This is a genomic window from Lyngbya sp. CCY1209 (assembly GCF_055795065.1).
Genome location: NZ_JAYFER010000260.1, coordinates 24,334 through 43,849, shown reverse-complemented (window position 1 = coordinate 43,849; position 19,516 = coordinate 24,334). Strand labels below are relative to the sequence as shown.

18 protein-coding genes are annotated in these 19,516 nt (G+C 55.2%); 8 read left to right on the top strand and 10 right to left on the bottom strand.

Going from position 1 to position 19,516, the window contains the following annotated elements:
* Window positions 1–77: 77 nt before the first annotated feature.
* The 3 genes from trpS (at window position 78) to AC0QHF_RS07315 (ending at window position 3,716) form a co-directional block, all read left to right on the top strand.
* Window positions 78–1,088, top strand: coding sequence for a tryptophan--tRNA ligase (gene trpS, locus AC0QHF_RS07325; protein ID WP_324703541.1), 1,011 nt, complete (start codon window positions 78–80; stop codon window positions 1,086–1,088).
* Window positions 1,089–1,437: 349 nt separating this feature from the next.
* Window positions 1,438–2,328 (top strand): methylenetetrahydrofolate reductase, encoded by an 891-nt coding sequence (locus tag AC0QHF_RS07320; protein WP_324703540.1) that lies wholly within the window; start codon window positions 1,438–1,440, stop codon window positions 2,326–2,328.
* Between the two features lie 305 nt (window positions 2,329–2,633).
* Window positions 2,634–3,716, top strand: coding sequence for an N-acetyltransferase DgcN family protein (locus AC0QHF_RS07315; protein WP_324703539.1), 1,083 nt, complete (start codon window positions 2,634–2,636; stop codon window positions 3,714–3,716).
* A gap of 81 nt (window positions 3,717–3,797) precedes the next feature.
* Here AC0QHF_RS07315 and crcB read toward each other — a convergent pair whose 3' ends face one another.
* On the bottom strand, window positions 3,798–4,250 hold the full coding sequence (crcB, locus tag AC0QHF_RS07310) for a fluoride efflux transporter CrcB (protein WP_324703538.1): 453 nt from the start codon (window positions 4,248–4,250) through the stop codon (window positions 3,798–3,800).
* A gap of 211 nt (window positions 4,251–4,461) precedes the next feature.
* Between crcB and AC0QHF_RS07305 the strand changes: the two genes are divergently transcribed.
* On the top strand, window positions 4,462–4,695 hold the full coding sequence (locus tag AC0QHF_RS07305) for a hypothetical protein (RefSeq protein WP_324703537.1): 234 nt from the start codon (window positions 4,462–4,464) through the stop codon (window positions 4,693–4,695).
* A 140-nt stretch (window positions 4,696–4,835) separates the two neighbouring features.
* Here the strand turns inward: AC0QHF_RS07305 and ilvC are convergent, their stop codons facing one another.
* Window positions 4,836–5,834 carry a ketol-acid reductoisomerase gene (gene ilvC / locus AC0QHF_RS07300; protein ID WP_324703536.1) on the bottom strand — a complete coding sequence of 333 codons (999 nt, stop codon included), beginning with the start codon at window positions 5,832–5,834 and terminating at the stop codon, window positions 4,836–4,838.
* A gap of 197 nt (window positions 5,835–6,031) precedes the next feature.
* Between ilvC and AC0QHF_RS07295 the strand changes: the two genes are divergently transcribed.
* Both AC0QHF_RS07295 and AC0QHF_RS07290 read left to right on the top strand, forming a co-directional pair.
* Window positions 6,032–6,454, top strand: a complete 423-nt coding sequence (locus tag AC0QHF_RS07295; protein ID WP_324703535.1) for a RidA family protein — start codon at window positions 6,032–6,034, stop codon at window positions 6,452–6,454.
* 285 nt (window positions 6,455–6,739) lie between these two features.
* Window positions 6,740–7,024, top strand: coding sequence for a hypothetical protein (locus AC0QHF_RS07290; protein WP_324703534.1), 285 nt, complete (start codon window positions 6,740–6,742; stop codon window positions 7,022–7,024).
* 277 nt (window positions 7,025–7,301) lie between these two features.
* Here AC0QHF_RS07290 and AC0QHF_RS07285 read toward each other — a convergent pair whose 3' ends face one another.
* The 4 genes from AC0QHF_RS07285 to AC0QHF_RS07270 form a co-directional block, all read right to left on the bottom strand.
* Window positions 7,302–9,164, bottom strand: coding sequence for a tetratricopeptide repeat protein (locus tag AC0QHF_RS07285; protein WP_324703533.1), 1,863 nt, complete (start codon window positions 9,162–9,164; stop codon window positions 7,302–7,304).
* A gap of 251 nt (window positions 9,165–9,415) precedes the next feature.
* On the bottom strand, window positions 9,416–10,315 hold the full coding sequence (locus AC0QHF_RS07280; protein ID WP_324703532.1) for a 6-carboxytetrahydropterin synthase: 900 nt from the start codon (window positions 10,313–10,315) through the stop codon (window positions 9,416–9,418).
* Window positions 10,316–10,444: 129 nt separating this feature from the next.
* Window positions 10,445–11,122: a J domain-containing protein gene (locus AC0QHF_RS07275; protein ID WP_324703531.1), complete on the bottom strand. Its 678-nt coding sequence runs from the start codon at window positions 11,120–11,122 to the stop codon at window positions 10,445–10,447.
* A gap of 267 nt (window positions 11,123–11,389) precedes the next feature.
* The gene (locus AC0QHF_RS07270) at window positions 11,390–12,532 is read right to left on the bottom strand and encodes a SpoIID/LytB domain-containing protein (RefSeq protein WP_324703530.1); all 1,143 of its coding nucleotides are present in this window, start codon (window positions 12,530–12,532) and stop codon (window positions 11,390–11,392) included.
* A 165-nt stretch (window positions 12,533–12,697) separates the two neighbouring features.
* Here AC0QHF_RS07270 and AC0QHF_RS07265 point away from each other — a divergent pair, with 165 nt between their 5' ends.
* Window positions 12,698–13,645 (top strand): ribonuclease Z, encoded by a 948-nt coding sequence (locus AC0QHF_RS07265; protein ID WP_324703529.1) that lies wholly within the window; start codon window positions 12,698–12,700, stop codon window positions 13,643–13,645.
* 435 nt (window positions 13,646–14,080) lie between these two features.
* On the opposite strand, the gene AC0QHF_RS07260 is transcribed toward AC0QHF_RS07265, so the two are convergent.
* Window positions 14,081–14,632, bottom strand: a complete 552-nt coding sequence (locus tag AC0QHF_RS07260) for a DnaJ domain-containing protein (protein WP_324703528.1) — start codon at window positions 14,630–14,632, stop codon at window positions 14,081–14,083.
* A 133-nt stretch (window positions 14,633–14,765) separates the two neighbouring features.
* Window positions 14,766–15,443, bottom strand: coding sequence for an N-acetylmannosamine-6-phosphate 2-epimerase (locus AC0QHF_RS07255; RefSeq protein ID WP_324703527.1), 678 nt, complete (start codon window positions 15,441–15,443; stop codon window positions 14,766–14,768).
* Window positions 15,444–15,512: 69 nt separating this feature from the next.
* On the opposite strand from AC0QHF_RS07255, the gene AC0QHF_RS07250 reads away from it, so the two are divergent.
* Window positions 15,513–16,493: a glutathione S-transferase family protein gene (locus tag AC0QHF_RS07250; RefSeq protein ID WP_324703526.1), complete on the top strand. Its 981-nt coding sequence runs from the start codon at window positions 15,513–15,515 to the stop codon at window positions 16,491–16,493.
* On the opposite strand, the gene AC0QHF_RS07245 is transcribed toward AC0QHF_RS07250, so the two are convergent.
* Together AC0QHF_RS07245 and AC0QHF_RS07240 are read right to left on the bottom strand one after the other, a co-directional pair.
* Window positions 16,482–18,212 (bottom strand): EAL domain-containing response regulator, encoded by a 1,731-nt coding sequence (locus AC0QHF_RS07245; protein WP_324703525.1) that lies wholly within the window; start codon window positions 18,210–18,212, stop codon window positions 16,482–16,484. The two genes, AC0QHF_RS07250 and AC0QHF_RS07245, sit on opposite strands and share 12 nt — an antisense overlap.
* Complete coding sequence (locus AC0QHF_RS07240) at window positions 18,209–19,396, bottom strand: ATP-binding protein (protein ID WP_324703524.1); 1,188 nt, start codon at window positions 19,394–19,396, stop codon at window positions 18,209–18,211. The genes AC0QHF_RS07245 and AC0QHF_RS07240 overlap by 4 nt, the downstream gene beginning before the upstream one ends.
* Window positions 19,397–19,516: the final 120 nt, after the last annotated feature.

Genomic DNA, 19,516 nt, shown 5'->3' with positions numbered 1-19,516 from the left:
TTTTCCCGAGCCGGATGCCGGTTACGACGGTCGATCGTGCCAAGATAGATTATTAAGTTCAACTGACATCAAAGCTCATGGGTAAACAGCGAGTTCTCTCTGGCGTGCAGCCGACCGGCAACCTTCACCTGGGCAACTACCTCGGCGCCATCCGCAACTGGGTGGAAGGTCAAAGCCAGTACGACAACTTCTTCTGCGTGGTGGACTTGCACGCCATCACCGTCCCGCACAACCGGGCGACGCTGGCGGCGGACACTTACACCGTCGCGGCGCTGTACCTCGCCTGCGGCATCGATCTCGACCACTCGACGATCTTCGTCCAATCTCACATTCCGGCCCACAGCGAGCTCACCTGGCTGCTCAACTGCCTGACGCCGATCAACTGGCTCGAAGATATGATCCAGTTCAAGGAAAAAGCCGTGAAGCAAGGGGAAAACGTCAGCACGGGCCTGCTGGATTACCCGGTGTTGATGGCCGCGGACATTTTGCTCTATGATGCCGATCGCGTCCCCGTCGGAGAAGACCAAAAACAGCACTTGGAACTGACCCGGGACATCGCCGCCCGGTTCAACCACCTGTTCGGCCAAAAGGACGAGGAGATCCTCAAAATCCCCGAACCCCTGATCCGCACCGAGGGCGCCCGGATCATGAGTCTGACCGACGGGACCCGCAAGATGTCCAAGTCCGATCCGTCGGAATTGAGCCGGATCAACCTCCTCGACTCCCCGGACGCGATCGCCAAGAAGGTGAAGCGGTGCAAGACGGACTCGGTGCGGGGCTTGAGTTTCGACGACCCCGACCGCCCGGAGTGCCACAACCTGCTGGGCCTGTACGCCCTGCTGGCGGGCAAAACCAAGGCGGAGGTAGCCGCAGAGTGCGCCGATATGGGTTGGGGACAGTTCAAACCCCTGCTGGCGGAAACGGCGATCGAGCGGCTCAAACCCATTCAGGAGCGCTATAAAGCGGTGATGGACGATCGCGGCTATTTGGAGTCGGTGTTGCGATCGGGCCGGGAAAAGGCGGAGGCGGTCGCCAACCGGACTTTGAGTCGCGTCAAGGATGCCCTGGGCTATTCCAAACCCCTGTGATCTCGAGTTCGGAGCATCAGTTATCGGATAGATTTCTGATGATTGAATTCCCGAAATCGTCGGAATCCAAACGATTTTATCCCATCCGATATCAGGGCGATCGGCTTTGCCGGTGCGCTTCCCGCCATCGTCGCCGGCCGCTCTCAACCGTTGTCAACCTGCAATGGGATTCGCCAATTCTGGCAATTCGACAATTGCCCACCCCATCAACTCGGTGCGATCGTCGGGAAAAGAAAACGGAAAAAACGAGGATTTTCCCCCCGCCATCGGCTCGGAATTACCCGAATTTTTAACAAACAAACGGGTAAAGCATTATCCCATTCAATATCCCTTTTAAACTCTACATTCTATGAATCGTTTTCGGAACGCCTGTTTGACCCCCAAGGAATTTGTCATCACGGCCGAAGTGGCCCCCCCGAAAGGGGGCGACCCCCATCACATGATCGAAATGGGGCGGTTGCTCAAAAATCGCGTCCACGCGGTGAACGTCACCGACGGCAGTCGGGCGGTGCTGGGGATGAGTTCCCTGGCCTCCTGTGCCATTCTCCAACATCATGGAATTGAGCCGATTTTGCAAGTCGCCTGCCGCGATCGCAACCGCATCGGTTTGCAGGCTGACCTTTTGGGCGCCCACGCCCTCGGAATTCGCAACATTCTCGCCCTGACGGGGGACCCGGTGAAAGCCGGAGATCACCCCGAAGCCAAAGCCGTTTTCGACTTTGAATCCGTGCGATTGTTGCAGGCGATCGACAAACTTAACCACGGCCTGGATTGGAACGAAAAAACCCTTCCCCAAGGCGGCACCGACCTGTTTCCCGGCGCGGCCGTCGATCCCCAATCCCCCAGTTGGTCGGGGTTGAAAAGTCGATTCAACCGCAAGCTGAAGGCGGGCGCCCGCTTTTTCCAAAGTCAACTGATCACCGACTTCGATCGCCTCTACAAATTCATGAATCAAATCGGTTCGGAAACAGACCAGCCGATCTTGGCGGGAATTTTCCTGTTAAAATCCGCCAAAAATGCCCGCTTTATCAACAAGTACGTCCCCGGCGTCAACATCCCCGATCCCATCATCGATCGCTTGGAAAAAGCCCCCCACCCCCTGGAAGAGGGCGTTAAAATTGCGGCTGAACAGGTACAAATCGCCCGCCAAATTTGCCGCGGCGTCCACCTGATGGCCGTCAAGCGGGAAGATTTGATTCCCCAAATTTTGGACGCCGCCGGGATTCCCCCCCTCGGTTGATGAGGATGGGGGCAACCGGAGGCAGGGGAGGCGGAGGAAGCGGAGGGGGCTCCTGGAGGCGACCGGAGGCGACCGGAGGCGACCGGAGGCAGGGGGGCAAGTTTATATCAGATCCAGTTTTTGAACCGTACAAATTCCCCAATCATCGACCGATGATTTTTGCTGGTCGGGGCCCCTGGCTTGCGCCCTTGGGAATTAATTTCCAAGCGGTCTGGATGTCCCAACCGCTCCCTCTGCTCCCTCTGCTCCCTCCGCTCCCTCCGCTCCCCTACACCCCACCGAGCACACCCCACACCCCAAAACAGATGATTCCTGACAATCCCCAAGCCAAAATTCAAGCGGGCCGGTTGGCGATTCTACTCCACGAAGGTATCCGGAGTGCGATCGGAAAAACGGGCCTGTCCCTGCTGCGCTACAGTCGGGCGAATATCGTGGCGGTCGTCGATCGCGACTGTGCGGGGCGATCGCTTCCGGAACTGACGGGAATTGAGCGGGACGTGCCGATTTTCGCCTCGGTGGAAGAGGCCCTCGCCGTCAATCCCAATATTTTGATAATCGGCATCGCCCCCCCCGGCGGCGCCCTGCCGGAGGCCTGGTGGGGGGATCTCGATCGCGCCGTGCACGGGGGACTCTCCATCGTCAACGGCCTCCACACCCGACTGATTCCCTTGGTGGAACGGCGGCACGGGGCGAGCTTGGAGGCGTTGCTCAGAGGCAACCAGTGGATTTGGGACGTGCGACAGGAACCCCCGAATCTCCCCATCGCCTCGGCTCAAGCGCGATCGCTCGACTGCCGGCGGGTGCTGACGGTGGGGACGGACATGGCGATCGGGAAAATGTCCACCAGCCTGGAACTGGACCGGGCGGCTCAAGGACGCGGCATCCGCTCCAAATTCCTGGCGACGGGCCAGGGGGGCTTGATGTTGGGGGAAGATGGCATCCCCCTGGATTCGGTGCGGGTGGATTTCGCCGCCGGGGCCGTCGAGCAGATGGTGATGCGGTTCGCGCAGGGCCATGACCTCCTGATTGTGGAGGGGCAGGGGTCCGTGCTCCACCCCGGTTCCACCGCCACCCTGCCCCTGCTGCGGGGGAGCCAGCCTACCCACCTGATTTTGGCCCACGCGGCCGGACGGACCCACATTAAAAAACATCCCCACGTCCCGATCCCCCCCCTGCGGGATGCGATCGCCCTGTACGAACTCGTTGCTTCCGCCGCCGGGGCAATGGAACCGTCCAAGGTTGTCGGTATCGCCCTCAACACCTACGGTTTGGGCGACGCTGAGGCCCGGGACGCGATCGCCCAAACCCGGGACGAAACGGGTTTGCCCTGCACCGATGCCGTCCGCTTCGGGGCGGATATTTTGCTCGATGCGGTGATGGATAGTTGAGAACCCAAGTTTCTGAACGACTCCCCCTCCCCTGAATTTCCATCCCCGACTCCCGACTTCCGACTCCCGACTCCCCCCCATTCATCGCAGCAGCGATCGCGCCAACATCGTCCCCAGCAAAACGCTCAATACCCCCAAAATTGCGCTGCCGGCCCAGTACAAAACCGCGATCGCAAAACGCTGTTGTTGAAATAAATTATACGTTTCCAGTTCGTAGGTGGAAAAGGTGGTGTAAGATCCCAGAAAGCCCACCGCAACGATCAGGCGAACTTCCGGAGAAATGATTCCGGAATTGAGGGCGAGGGGGACGAAAAAACCCATTGCCATCGATCCGGTGAGGTTGATCAACAACGTGCCGTAGGGAAAGGCCACCCCGAATCGCTCGACAAACCACAGGGTCAGATAATAGCGGGACAGCGCCCCGGCGACCGCCCCGAAAGCGATCGCGATCGGATTGCGGACTGCCGGCAGTTGCAGCACGTCGGGCAAAGATGCGGGAATGGCAACCAGCAGTTGAAGTAAGGTTCTGAACATGAGACATCGGTCGCGGGTTTGTGATACCTTAACACGACGCGATTTCCATTCTCCTGGGACTGAGTCCTCCGGTCAGGGAATTGGGTTTTGCCGGTGTCTATAATTCTTTGTAGATGACAATTTTGGCCGGTCGTGGCGAGTCGGTCACTTGAATTTCCACCGACTTCGGCGATGGTAAATTGCGATAACATTTCATCCCCAATGGTGCGATATGACCCCTAAAAAAATTCTTGGGACTGCGTTGATCATTTTGGTGATTACCTTTATCACCTCCGGAGATAGTTTTGAATTCCTGCCGAAGTCCGTCCGGAGTGCAAGCCAGACGAGCCGCGAGTTTTTGGTCGGACTCGTCCCCGACTGGCTGACTCCTCAGAATTTCAACGAACAGCGGGAAAAGGATGTGGAACAGTTGGAGCAAAAAGGCCAACCCGCCGAAGAAGATTAGGTGGGGCGGGGCTAAGGGGCTTCGGTAAGCGGAGGAAGCAGAGGAAGCGGAGGGAGCAAAGGGGCTCTGCTTTCTATTCCCTATTCCCTATTCCCTATTCCCTATTCCCTATTCCCGACTCCCGACTCCCGCGCCGCGCCCTAGGCTTTCTTCTTCAGCCAGCTAAACATGGCCCGCAGGTCTTTGCCCACTTCCTCGATGGGATGTTCGGCCTCCTGGCGGCGCATGGCTGTGAAACCGGGTTTGCCGGATTGATTTTCCAACACGAATTCCCGAGCGAACTGGCCGCTTTGAATTTCTTTCAAGATCTGGCGCATTTCTTGGCGGGTGGCCTCGTTGACGACCCGGGGGCCGCGAGTATAATCCCCGTATTCGGCGGTATTGGAGATGCTGTCCCGCATCTGCGCCAAGCCGCCCTCGACGACCAAATCCACGATCAGTTTGACTTCGTGGAGGCACTCGAAATAGGCCAGTTCAGGCTGGTAGCCGGCTTCGACGAGGGTCTCGAATCCGGTTTTGATCAGGGCGCTCAAGCCGCCGCACAGGACCGCCTGTTCGCCGAACAGGTCGGTTTCGGTTTCTTCCCGGAAGGTGGTTTCCAGGATGCCGCCCCGGGTACCGCCGATGCCCTTGGCGTAGGCCATCGCGCGATCGCGAGCCTGTCCCGAGGCATCCTGGTACACCGCGAACAGACAGGGGACGCCCTGGCCTTCCTCGTAGGTGCGGCGCACCAGATGTCCGGGGCCCTTGGGCGCCACCATGATCACGTCCACATTTTCGGGGGGGACGACCTGGCCGAAGTGGATGTTGAATCCGTGGGCAAATGCCAACACTTTGCCTTCGCTGAGGTTGGGTTCGATCTCGTTTTTGAAGACGGTTTTTTGCACTTCGTCCGGCAGCAGGATCATGATGATATCCGCCTGTTTGGCAGCCTGGTCCACGGGGTACACCGTCAGTCCGGCATCTTTGGCTTTGGCGGCCGACTTGCTCCCCGGATACAGCCCGACGATGACGTTCATGCCGCTGTCTTTGAGGTTGAGGGCGTGGGCGTGGCCTTGGGAGCCGTAACCGACGATCGCGATCGTTTTACCGGCCAATAGGTCGAGGTTGGCATCGGCATCGTAGTACATACGGGCCATAGCGGAGATCTCCTTCGGTGCAAGTCGTGTGTAAGAGTTATTGCAAAACTAATATCCTATCACGGCGGCCGACCGATGCGGGGGGTGCGATTTGCGGATCGTGGGAAATGGGCGCGATGTCGCCAATTTTAGAAAATTTAGAGAATTGTGAGAAAATTTTGGAAAAACTGTGGGCAACCGAACCGGTTTGATTTAAAGTGAAGTCGAACTCGAACCCTCTGGTCGCCCCCATGCTGGAATATCTCACCCTCCCCGACAACCTGCTTCCCCCGGTTGCGCCCTATTCCCACGCCGTGCGGGCGGGAGATTTTCTCTTCGTGACCGGCCAGCTTTCGGAAGATCCCCAAACCGGGGAAGTCGTCACCGGACCCATCGAAGAACAGACGCGGCGGGTGATGGAAAACTTGAGATTGGTCCTCGAACAGGCTGGGACGGGATTCGATCGCGTCGTGATGTCCCGGGTGTTCGTGACGGATTTTCGCTATTACGAGGCGGTTAACGCCGTCTATGCGTCCTACTTCCAAGCCGGACGCCTCCCCTGCCGGACGACGGTGGGGGTCTTGGGACTGGCGGGTTTCGGCGATGTCGAGATCGATTTGGTGGTGTATTGCGGCGACTAAAAGGCAAAGGTCAGAGGACAGCTCATCTCACGTTTATCGCGTTTTGTAAAGATCATTTTCAATTTTGTTACATGGAATTGACGAGGCCGCCACTCCAAACTCGTGTCACAATTGGCTTTTAGCTTTTAAAGCCAAGTTGTCGCGATCATTCGCTTATTAAGTCTTGTGTCGAAGTCATACTCAGAATCCGAAATATGAGTTTCAATGAGTAATATAAGAACGCGCACTTTAACAATTTTTGTGGGCGCCGATACTGCTGAATGTGATGTTATTGCCATCAGTGACATGAGAAGACCTTCACAGTTAACACGATTGATCTGGGACTTCTACCGGGAGAACCAAGCGGAACTGCAACAGCTCAAGCCCTTGGGGCAATGTAAGGTATATCGGCGGTGGGGTGTTCTGCACATTCAGTGCATGAGTCAGGATCTCGCAGAAGCGATCGCCACCTCGAAGTCTCTGCTTCAGGAACCGGTTTCGCTGATGCGTCTGGCTCAAAAGATTAAAATATCCGTAAAAAATACGACGGTGGCGGTTTTTTATGTTAATCCCGACACCATCATCGCCTGATATTTGTGGGTGCAATACCGAACAACATCCCCGCGATCGCCGGATTGCGGGGATTTCCAGTTCGCGCACGTCTTTTTTAAAAATTTCCCGGATCGCTTCACCCAGGACAGGAAATATCAATCATAGATGCACCCTGATGGCTTTCCCCCGGCTACGGCCAGGGGATTTTTTTTGGCGAGAATAGCGTGGCGCGCCGGTCATCGGTCATCGGTCATCGGTCATCGGTCATCGGTCATCGGGAACTCCGAGTGCTTTTCTATCGACGAAACGGTATCAATTAAGTGGCCACCGCAGAAAAGCCGTTCTGTTGCGTCGGCGAGTCGCCCTCAACTTTGCCATTTCGCAACTCTTTTTGAATGGAAATCGCCTTTCCCAAAGAAGCGATCGCCTCCTGGTATTTGTTGAGTCTCGACAGCAGGGCCCCCCGGTGCCGCCAGCTTTCCGCGTCGTCCGGCTTCAGGGCGATCGCGGTGTCGAAAGAGGCGATCGCGTCGTCGTGGCGTTGCAATTTTTCCAAACAAATTCCCCGCCGGCGCCAGGCGTCGCCGGCGTCCGGTTTCAAAGCGATCGCCCGGTCCCAATTGGCAACCGCATCGTCGTATTTTTTTAACGCCCCCAACACTTCCCCCCTCGCCATCCACGCCGCATAATTGTCCGGTTTGAGACTCGTGGCGCGATCGTAGGATTCCAGGGCCTCAGAGTACCGCCGCAACTTGGCAAAAAGTGCCCCCTGGGCGCTCCACAATTCCGGTTCTTTCGGATGGATGGCGATCGCCTGTTCATAGGACGCCACCGCGTCGGCGTATCGGTTCAGGTGACACAGGGCGATCGCCCGATTCGCCCAGATCTCGAATTGGCCGGCGTTGATTTGGATGGCGCGGTCGTAGGACCCGATCGCCTCCTCGTAGCGCCGCAATTTACTCAATACATTACCCCGATTGTGCCAAGTTTCGTAGTGGTTCGGTTCCACCGCGATGGCGCGATCGTAGGACTCGATCGCTTCTTCATACCGCTTAAATTTCCGCAGCAAGGCCCCCCGATTGTGCCAAGCTTCGTAATCGTCCGGTCGGATTTTTAGGGCGCGATCGTAGGACTCCAGAGCCTCATAGTAGCGCTTCAGGCGCACCAACACGTTGCCCCGATTGTACCAGGTTTCCGCTCGCCCGGACTGCATCGAGAGGGCGCGATCATAGCTCCCGAGGGCTTCCGAATGGCGCTTTAACCGCACCAGGGCATTGCCCCGCTGATACCAGGCTTCCCCCAAATTGGGGTTGAGTTCCAAGGCGCGATCGCACGCGGCGATCGCTTCCGTATATTTGCGTTGAGAAATCAGCGCTTCTCCCTGTTTCAAATAATCGTCCGCAATCAACGATTGATGAGGCGGGGAATGCTTCTTCTGTGGGATCGTCGCCGCCTGCGGTTTCGGCGCGGGTTTCGGCGCGCTCGGTGGCGTTTTAGGGGTCGGCACGGTCGGCTTTTCCACCCGTCCCAAGGCCTCGGTTTTCGCCTGCCGCACCTCTGCGATCATCCCCTGCAACTGGCTGATAAACTGGGCTTTGAGTTGTTCCAATTCCCGGATCGAAGCCTTCGATGCTTCCGCTTCTCGGGTCAGAAAATCGATGGATTTTTGAGCGGTTTGAACTTGCAGTTCTAAATCTTGGATCAATCGCCTGGAACGGTGATTGGAGGTTTTCAATTGCGTTTCCAAGCCGTCCACCTGCCGCAGGCGTTTTGCCGTTTCGCCCACGAGTTCCCGAATCACAAACCGCCGCACCATCCAGAAAAACATCAGGGTCAAAATGGGCGATAATGTCGCGCTCAAAAGTAACGTATTGAGTAAAATAATCGTGGCGCCCAATTCGGATTGACCCGACCCGGTGTTGAGTTGGGCGGATTGAGTCGAGGCGACCGTCGCTGAAAATGGCGATTCTCCGCCCAACTGGGGGCGACTCCAGGTTTCGGGGGCGCTCACGGAAGCGACGGTTTGGGGCGTCGCGATATCGATCGCATCGACAAAATTTTCCGCCTCGGAAACGGGGTTGTTTTCCCAGGTCTGTTCAGGGACGGGACTCGCCTCGCTCAGGGATTCCTGAGCCGCCAGGGCCGCCAGGGTCAGAAGGGCTATGGTCGATAACCTCATGGATCTCACTGTTGATAATGGGGGGGATGGGCGACGGACCGCTCGACGCGACCCCCCATCTGCCTTCGGAGCCGGCACTCCGGGGGGGCTCACGGCTACTTCCTAACTACGGGGGGATTTCGATCGCTCAGGAATTTCAGGGCAGGGAATGGGGAATGGGGAATGGGGAATGGAAAGGGGGAAACCCTCAGATTCAGGTGATTTCAGTTCCCCTGACAAAAAAGCGGGCCAAATGCCCGCCGTGTCTGGATTCAATTGTGGCTGATATCGGGAATCGATCGCACCCCGACCGCGATCGGTTCCCGGTCTTGACTGGGGGTCGATTGCCCCTCCGACCGGGTGCAGTAAACCTCGCAGGAATTGTTGGGGCTTTCGATCAGTTTGATTTTGTGGAGTTCGGCGCCCAACTCGCGGATCGGATTTTGCAGCAAATCCCGGATGTGAACCGCGATATTTTCCGCCGTCGGCACGACTTTGGCGAAGTGGGGGATATCCTTGTTGAGGAAGGTGTGGTCGAAGGGTTCGACCACCCGATCCGCGATCGCCCGTTGGACGGCGGCCAGGTCGGCGATCATCCCCGTGCGGGGGTCGATGTCGCCACAGATGGTGACTTCCAAGTGGTAGTTGTGGCCGTGACCGTGGGGGCGGGCGCACTTGCCGTAAATCCGGCAATTTTCCTCGTAGCTGAGATCCGGGTGGGCGAGTCGGTGGGCCGCGCTAAAGTGGGTGCTGACGGTCAAATAAGCTTCCATTCCATTTCCTCGATAATCGGCCCAAAGTTCCGGGTGTTCAAATACTTGAATGTTGGTCAGGGGCAGGTGGGGGGCCAAACGGTTCCAGATCGCCTGGGCCAGACATTCAGTGGTGGGCAACGTCTGTTTGAATTCCGGCCACGCTTCGTTGAGAAAGGAAAAGTCGAGTTGGTCGGTGACTTCCTTTCGGATGGTCTGCTTGGCATCGGACAGGTTGAAGACCATGCCGTATTCGTCCGGTTCCCCGACCATCGAAACGTACAGGACGTAATTGTGTCCGTGACCGGGGGCGCGGGCGGTCGGCCCGAACCGTTCAAAGTTTTCCGCTTCGCTCAGTTCCGGCAACCAGTAGCGGTGACTGGCTGAAAACTGCGCCCGACGAGTGACAATGCATTCCATAAAAGCACGTTAATTTTTTCTTGTTAAGTTCGTTTCAACTAATCTAATGAGTTTGGCAATCTTTTTCAAGGCCGATATCCCCGCCGGGGCGATCGCGCTCCGAACCATCGCGCTGCGATCGCCGTTGACTCAGAAAAATTGATTCATTTCCGCCCGGGCTTCCCGCCTCAGTCCCTCCGCAATTCGGAAAAATTCCTGTCCGGCGTGCAGGTAGGAATCGTCATAATTGAGGGTGAACAGATTCAGTTCTTCAATGCCGTCGCCGATATGGTTGAGGCAGTAGTACAAATGGGCGGCAACTCCGGCGATATTGGAAGGGTTGGGGGTGGAACGGAACAGGGTTTGGGTTTCGGCGAGAATGTCCCGGCAGGTTTCGATATAATCTTGAAAATCAGCCATCAATTCGTCGTCAAATGGGTCGCCGGATAAGTTGTCGAGTTCCCGTTTGAAGGGTTTGAAGATGCGATCAATATTGTGATTGACGGGTTGATAGACCTGTTGCAGCCACCTCTGCAGGTCGAAATCCACCGATCGCGCCGTCTGACGCGATCGCCGGGACGGGGTTCTGGAGGCGCCCCGGTTGACGGTGGGTCGGCTGGAGAGGGTGCGATCGTACCCGCGCCGCTTTTGGGGGTCGCCGAGCACTTCGTAGGCTTCGTTAATCCTGATAATCCGGTCGTGATTTGCCGTTTCTTTTTGGCTGTCCGGATGGAATTTTTTGGCCAGCCGGCGGTAGGCGTTTTTGATTTCCGTCTGGGTGGCTTGCGGGGAAATTTCCAAGACTCTATAGTAATTTAACTGTGCCATAATTTATAATTGCTCTCTGTCGATATCCTGCGGGTCGTGACATTCTATTTTAAACCGATATTGGCGGAATGGGGAAGAGTGCCTTGTGGACAGAAGAAACCGGGTTTCTAGAAGAGTTTTCGTTCCCCGCACAGATATTGAAAGAAACCCGGTTTCTAGAAGCTTTTCTTTTTCCCCGCACAGATATTGAAAGAAACCCGGTTTCTAGAAGCTTTTCTTTTTCCCCGCACAGATATTGAAAGAAACCGGGTTTCTAGACCCGATAATTTACTGAATCTGAATCCGTGCCAGAGTCGTATTCCGATAATAATGGGCGAGAATTTGCTGGTAATTGTAACCCGAATTCGCCAAATTATACGCCCCCCACTGACTCAAGCCGACCCCGTGGCCGAACCCGCGGCCGTTGACCACAAAATTGCCCGAACTGCCGTTGCGATTCACCCGAAATCGGGTACTCCGCAACCCCAACGCCCGGGCGATATCCTCGCCGCTGACCACCCGAGTCCCCCCACTTCCCACCACCTTCATAGTAATCACACTGCCGAAAGCCGAAGTCCGCTCCGGCGTCATGGATGTCACTTCGCCCACCCCAGAAATGCGGTTGCTGAGGTCACTCACCGAAAAAGTTTTTGTCCACTCGAACACCGGAGAACCGCGATCGAAATCCGGAACCCCCCGCAGGTAGGGCAGCGGGTTGTCCCAGACATCCTCCACATTTTCCGTGTGCCCCCCGGAAGACGAGTGAAACACCGCCAAAATCACCTGGCCGTTGTAGGTCAACACCTGGCCCGCCGTGGCATTCACCGCCGCCTGGGTTCCCGCCGACTCCCCGGACACCCCCGGATACACCTGGGAATTCTGGTCGTCGCCGAGATCGAAGAGTTCGCCGCTGTTATTTTGACGCTTGTAGAGGGCGTAGGTCCGCGCCGCCACCGCCTGGGCTTTCAAAGCCTCCTGGGGCCAATTTCCCCCCATTTCCGCCCCCAGGACGCTGTAGAGATACTGTTCGAGATCGACATAATTGATCGCCGTCAGACCGCCGTTGCGGGGCACGAGCAACACCCGCCCCCGATACCATCCATCCCCGATCCACACCTGGCCGTTTTCCGCCGGTTCCACCCAAATTTGGCTCGCCTTCCACTCTCCGATCGCCACCTGACCCGATGCGGACTGGGCGACGCTTCCCCCCATTTGGGAGAGTTGGCCCAACACGCGACCGCTCCCGTCCCGAACCGTGGCGGCGGTGGAACTTCCCACCTTCACCTGGGAGGCTCCCGTTTCCACCGCCACCCGCATCAAAACGGAAGCCGCCGCCGGGGAAACTGACAGCAGCCAGAACAGCAGAGACAGCCCCCCGTAACGCTTCAGAGGCCGAAAAACGAGGGAAGTTACAAAGATGCCAGAAGTCATGGTGTCGGTATTCGGTAGATGGTATACCTAGATACAATTAAATCCCGATAGAATCGTGGTAGGGGCAGTGCGTCTGTGCCTGCCGCATTCAGGGGCAGTGCGTCTGTGCCTGCCACATCCTGGATTTATAACACACAGTGAAATTGGATTGGGGGAATCGAAGTTTTGCAAATTACCTTTCTAGGAACCAGTTCCGGCGTCCCGACGCGATCGCGCAACGTCTCCGGCATCGCCCTGCGTCCCAGCCAGCGGGCGGAAGTTTGGCTGTTCGACTGCGGCGAGGGAACCCAGCACCAATTTCTCCGCAGCGAACTCAGGGTCAGCCAACTCAACCGTATCTTCATCACCCATATGCACGGCGACCACATTTTCGGATTGATGGGGTTACTCGCCAGTTGCGGTCTGGCGGGAAATGCCACCCGCATCGATATCCACGGTCCGGCCGACTTGGAAAGGTACATCAAATCCTGCATCCGCTACTCCCACACCCATTTTTCCTACCCCGTCAAAATCCACCCCGTCCAACCCGGCATCATTTACGAAGATAACGAATATATCATCCGCTGCGGCCCCCTGAAACACCGCGTCCCGGCCTTCGGCTACCGGGTGGAAGAAAAAGATCGCCCCGGACGGTTTAACGTGGAAAAAGCCAAGGCGTTGGGCATCCCGCCCGGACCCGTTTACGCCCAACTGAAACGGGGGGAAATTGTCACCCTCCCGGACGGCCGCATCATCAACGGTTCCGCCCTCTGCGGCCAGCCGGAAATCGGCCGCAAATTCGTTTACTGTACCGACACGGTTTTCTGCGAAGGGGCCGTGGAACTCGCCCAGGGTGCGGACGTTTTGGTGCACGAGGCGACCTTCTCCCACGTTGATGCGGAGATGGCATTTCAGCGCCTCCATTCCACCTCCACGATGGCGGCGCAGGTGGCTCTTGCCGCCGGGGTGAAAACGCTGTTGATGACCCATTTCAGCCCCCGCTACGCGCCGGGAAACGATATCATTTTGGAGGATTTGTTGAAGGAAGCCCGGGCGATTTTTCCGAATACGGAAATGGCTCACGATTTTATGACTTACGAGATCCCCCGGAATCAGGAATTGGTGTCGGTTTAGGAGAAGTCGGAGCGATCGTCTAAATCATCGAAAAGAGAGAGTTGTCGCATCGTTTCTGCAACCCGTTCGGGTCCGGCAGGTAATGCGCGTTGGAGTTGACTTAATTTCAACAATAGAATTCTGCGCCTATTGTATAACTTTAAAATGGCTTGATGTTTGTTCGGATAATGCCACTCAATAAAGTCGATAAAGTTATCCACCGTACAGCTTTTGTCATTGCCACCATTCCACTGCGTGAAGAAGCAATAGCATTGACCTTCACATCAAAATTTTGGGGTTTCAAGTCCAAAGCAATACTAAGCTGAGTGTCTTTAATGTAAAATGTTGTGCTGTCAAAGTTCATGCCAATTTATCTTCCAATTATTTTTAAAATTGACCGGCTTATCGAAAAATAGATAACGAAAATTAATCGCACAATATCAATTATTGACGTATTTACAACTCGAATACAATGCTTTTATACATGATTTCAATTTTTTCAAAAATTTGCCTGTCTCCAGTTTCTGGATTGTCGGGATGATAAATTTTAGATAACCGATAATAAGCCTTTTTGATGTCATCTTTGGTAGCAATTTTAGGGTCTAAACCAAATACCTGCCAAGGCTTGAAATATTGAAACACATCGATTCCGTTAATACAACCATACCCTTCTTGATTCTGCTCGTGGGGCAATATTCCAATAAATTTTCGATACATTAACTCCCAGCTCGATTTGAATCGAAAATTTAATTTTTCCATGCCCTCTGTCGCCATTTTAAAGGCACCCGATCGCTTCAAATCATCGGTATTGTTAACACTAAAGCGATTGTAAATTGCTGTTTTCAATTCGTCGATGCTCAAAGATTTGACGCTTTTATCGGATTTCTTGTCGGAATTTTTGACTACAAAATAGGCAAACTCCTCAAGGAGCTTTGCATCAACTTTATTGGTTTCCGAAAGACGGGTAATTTCGTCTTTAACTTTTGGGGTAAGAGTTGCCTGAGCCATATCAACAATCCAACGCCGAGTGTATTGTGGGCTTGTGGTGTTCCGATTATAGCAAAGTTTGAGGGATTTGTCACCGGGTAGAATGGGAAATTTTAGGGGGTGCGATCGCACCCAAATTTCACCCCCCATCGAATCAAGAAAAAGCCGCTTTCACCGCCTCATTAAATCCCTCTACCAAGTAATCGATGCCGGTAATTGCCGTGCCGACAACGATCGCATCCGCCCCCAACGCGATCGCCCGTTTTGCCATCTCCGGGGATGCGATTCCCCCCTCGCAAATCACCGGAATCTCCGCCCGTTTCGCCAATTCTTCCAGGAGTTCAAAGGCGGGGGGCGACAGGTTTTGAGTGGCTTCTGTGTAGCCGTATAGCGTGGTTCCGACCACATCCGCACCGGCTTCGATCGCGGCGATCGCGGCGTCTAAAGTATCGATATCCGCCATCACCAATTTGCCGAGTTTGTCGTGAATTTGTGCGATCAAATCGGACACCGTTTCGCCCCCCGGACGCTTCCTCAATGTGGCGTCGATCGCGATGATATCCGCCCCGGCGGCGGCGATCGCGGCGGCATCTTCAAATTGGGGGGTGATGTAGACGGAATAACCCGGAATTTGCCGTTTCCACAAGCCGATGATGGGTTCGGAAATCCGCTTTCGTACCGCTTCGACGTGGGCGGGGCTGTCGATCCGCACCCCCACGGCCCCCCGCATCACAGCAGTTTGGGCGATCGCGGCGATCATTTCGCGATCGTGGAGGGGGGAGTCGGCGGGCGCCTGACAGGAAACGATCAAACCGGAGGGGATGGAAGACATAATTTTTTTAAAATAATTTGGGACGGCTTTATAATAACGTTTAAATAATACATTGAGTCGTGAAAAATTATGGGACTTTTGATTGATGGCGTCTGGCATGACCAGTGGTATGACACCGAAAGCACGGGGGGCCGTTTCGTCCGGCAAGCGTCCCAATTTCGCAACTGGGTGACGGCCGACGGCAGTCCGGGAGTCGCGGGGTCCGGCGGCTTCAAAGCCGAACCCGGACGCTATCACCTGTATATTTCCTACGCCTGCCCGTGGGCCCACCGGACTCTGATTTTTCGGGCGTTGAAGGGACTCGAATCGATGATTTCCCTGTCCGTCGTCAATTGGTACATGGGGGAAAATGGCTGGACGTTTGAACCGGCGGAAGGGGTGATTCCCGACCCGATTCATGGGGCGAAATACCTCCACGAAGTTTATACGAAAGCCGATCCGAATTATTCCGGGCGGGTGACGGTTCCGGTGCTTTGGGACAAGCAAAAGCAGACGATTGTCAACAATGAGTCGGCGGAAATTATCCGGATGTTCAACAGTGCGTTTGACGGGGTGGGGGCGAAACCGGGGGATTACTATCCAGAACCGTTGCGGGGGGAGATCGACGCCCTCAACGATCGCATTTACGATACCGTGAATAACGGCGTGTACAAGGCCGGATTCGCGACGACCCAAGCCGCCTACGAAGAGGGGGTGAAACCGCTGTTTGAAACCCTGGATGGGTTAGAAGATCGGCTGTCTTCGCGGCGGTATTTGACGGGCGATCGCGTCACGGAGGCGGACTGGCGATTGTTCACCACGTTGGTGCGTTTTGACCCCGTTTATGTGGGGCATTTCAAGTGCAATCTCCGCCGCATCGCGGACTATCGGAATTTGTGGGGATATCTGCGGGATTTATATCAAATTCCGGGGGTGGCGGAAACGGTGAATTTCCGACACATCAAAGGGCATTACTACGAAAGCCATAAAAGCATCAATCCGACTGGCATCGTCCCCCTCGGCCCGGAAATTGATTTTATGGAACCCCACGACCGCAATTTAGTCGGGTAGTTGCAATTTTTTCCCGCTTTTCACCAGGGCCAAAAATTCGTCGGCGGGGAGGGGGCGACTGAAGAGATAACCCTGGATTTCATCGCAGAGATTTTCGGCGATAAAGCGGAGTTCGGCTTCCGTTTCCACCCCTTCGGCGATGATCCGGAGGTTGAGTTGCTTGGCCATCGCCGTCACCGCCCGGACGATGGCTTGGGTTTTCGGATTTTGGTCTACATTTTGGACGAAGCAGCGGTCCAATTTCAAGGTGTCGAAGGGGAATTGATTCAGGTAGCTGAGGGAGGAGTAACCCGTGCCGAAATCGTCGATCGCGATTCCCAACCCCAGAGCTTTCAACGAATTCAATTTTCGGATCGACAGTTCCTCATTTTTGACCAAGACGCTTTCGGTGAGTTCCAATTCCAGATAGGAGGCATCCAAGGATTCTTGGAGTAAAATATCGATCAACTGTTTCCGGAAGTTAGTTTGGTTGAACTGGCAGGCGGAAATGTTCACCGCCACCGGCAGCGAGATGCCGACGGCCTGCCACGATTTGAGCTGGCGGCAGGCGGTTTTTACAACCCATTCTCCGATGGCTTCGATGGAACCGGTTTCTTCAGCGAGGGGGATAAAGACCGCCGGCGAGACGAAGCCGCGATCGCCCCGCTGCCACCTCAGCAACGCCTCCGCCCCGACGATTTCGCCGGTTTTCAAGTCCACTTTAGGCTGGTAGTAAAGCTGCAATTCGTTCCGCTCGATCGCGTGTTGGAGATCCGCTTCCAAAGCGATATAATCGGAATCGGCTGCATCCAATATTTCCTGATACATCGTCCAACAATTGCCGTTCTGCCGGCGGCTTTCGTGCAGGGCTGTTTTGCTGTTTTTGAGGAGGGAATCAATCTCCGTTCCGTGGCGGGGGTAGAGGGCGATGCCGAGACTCACCGTCAGAAAAATTTCATGTCCGTCGATGGAGAAGGGTTGGGACAGAGAATTTCGGATGATTTCTCCCTGTTGGCAGACCTCCGCTTCGGTTCTCATCGTCTCCAAAATCACGGCGAATTCTTCACCGTTCAGGTGGGCGACGGTACCTTGGGAGGCGATAAAATTCTGGAGGCGTTCTCCCACGGCTTTCAGCAGTTTTTCTCCGAATTCATAGCCCAAGGTATCGTTGATGCGGTTGAATCGATCCAAACTCAAACAGAAGATGGGAATCAGTCCGGAACGGAACAGTTCTGCTTCGTCCCGAATTTGATGGAAGCGATCGCGCAGGGCCAGCCGGTTGGGCAACTCCGTCACCCCGTCGCGATAAATGAGTTGATTGAGTTTTTCTTCGATGGAAAGGAGTTGATTTTGATAATGATTTTGAACGGCGGAATGTTTCTCCAAGCGGACGGTGATCGCCGTCAGCAGTTCCGTCGCCGTGCAGGGTTTGGTAATATAATCGTCGGCCCCCAATTCCATCCCCTTGCGGGCGTTGGTCCGGTCGGCCAAAGCCGTCATAAAAATAAAAGGAATCATGGCTGTTTTCGGATTCTTGCGGAGTTGGGAGAGGACGCCGTAGCCGTCGAGTCTGGGCATCATGACATCGCACAAAATCAGGTCGGGCTGCTCCTCCTGAGCCAGTTTTACGCCGAGCCGGCCGTCGGCGGCTTCCAATACCTGAAAATCTTCAATTTGGAGCAAGTCCACCAAGTTCTCGCGGACCAGCTCTTCATCTTCGATCACCAATATTTTTTTCATTTTTTTAGCATCAGTGGCAGTATGACAGTACAGGTTGTGCCGCCGGTCTCTTCGCTTTCCACGATGATTTCTCCGCCCTGTAGGTCCACAGCTTTTTTGACCAGCGGCAGTCCCAAGCCCGTCCCTGATATTGTACCGACATTGCTCGCCCGATGAAAGGGCTCGAACAGATACTCCCGATCTTTTTCGGGGATGCCAATTCCCCAGTCCTGGATGCGAAATATCAGGCGATCGCCCGAGCAGAACCAGTCAATTTTGATATCCCCTCCTTCGGGAGAATATTTGATCGCGTTGGAAATGAGGTGGCCCACAATCTGGTTGAGAAGATCCTCGTCGAGGTGGGCTTGAGGACAGTCCGTCTGGCCGGTCATCATCAAATTGTGTCTGTCCGTCGTCAGTTGAAATTCTTCGATCAAATTCGTCAAAAATTGGGCGATGTCGATCGCGGTGGGATGGGGGACAATTTTCCCAGCTTCCGCCTGCCCGATGATCAGAATTTCGTTCAACATTTCGGTCATCTGCTGGATGCCCAACTTGATCCGGTGGAAATGGGTTTTTTGTTTTTCGTCAGAAAATTTTTTGCCGTGATTTTCCAGCAATCCCGCCGAGAAAGAAATGGTGGTCAGGGGGGTGCGAAATTCGTGAGAAACTGTCGTGATAAAGCGACTTTTGAGGTCGTTAAATTCTTGCTCGATTTCTTGAAATCTCTGGCGGCCCATATCGCGCAGTTCGGCATTTTCGGCTTCCAGGCGTGCGACCTGCTCCCAGAGGGCGGCGAGGTCGATACTTTTCAAAAGGTTCGAGCGAGAAATCAAGCCGGCGAATTCATCCCCGTCGCCGACGACGACCAAATAATCCGCGGCCGTGCGATCGCACAACTGCCAGAGGGCGGAGATATCGGCCAACTCCGACGCTGTAACGGTGGGGGCTAAAGAACCCATCACCTCGGCGACCGGAACCCGGGTGAAATCGATCCCTTCGGCGACCCCCCGCACCACGTCAGCCGCCGTCAGCAGGCCGACGGGAATCTGATTGTCAAGGACGACCAGGACATCGACGGCCCCCCGACTCATCGTCGCGATCGCATCGTGCAGAACCGTTTCCGGCGCGATCGTCACCGGGGAGGGTTCCAGAATCAGATTTTCCAACAGACCCGTCTGCCAAAATTTAGGATGACTCGACATACTCAATCATACAGAGTGGATGGATACGGGGACTCTCGGACAGATTAAACCGCCCAAATTTGACCGTTATCTTCAAGTGTTTATCGCCCAATTTCGACCCAATATAAACGGGCAAGTTCA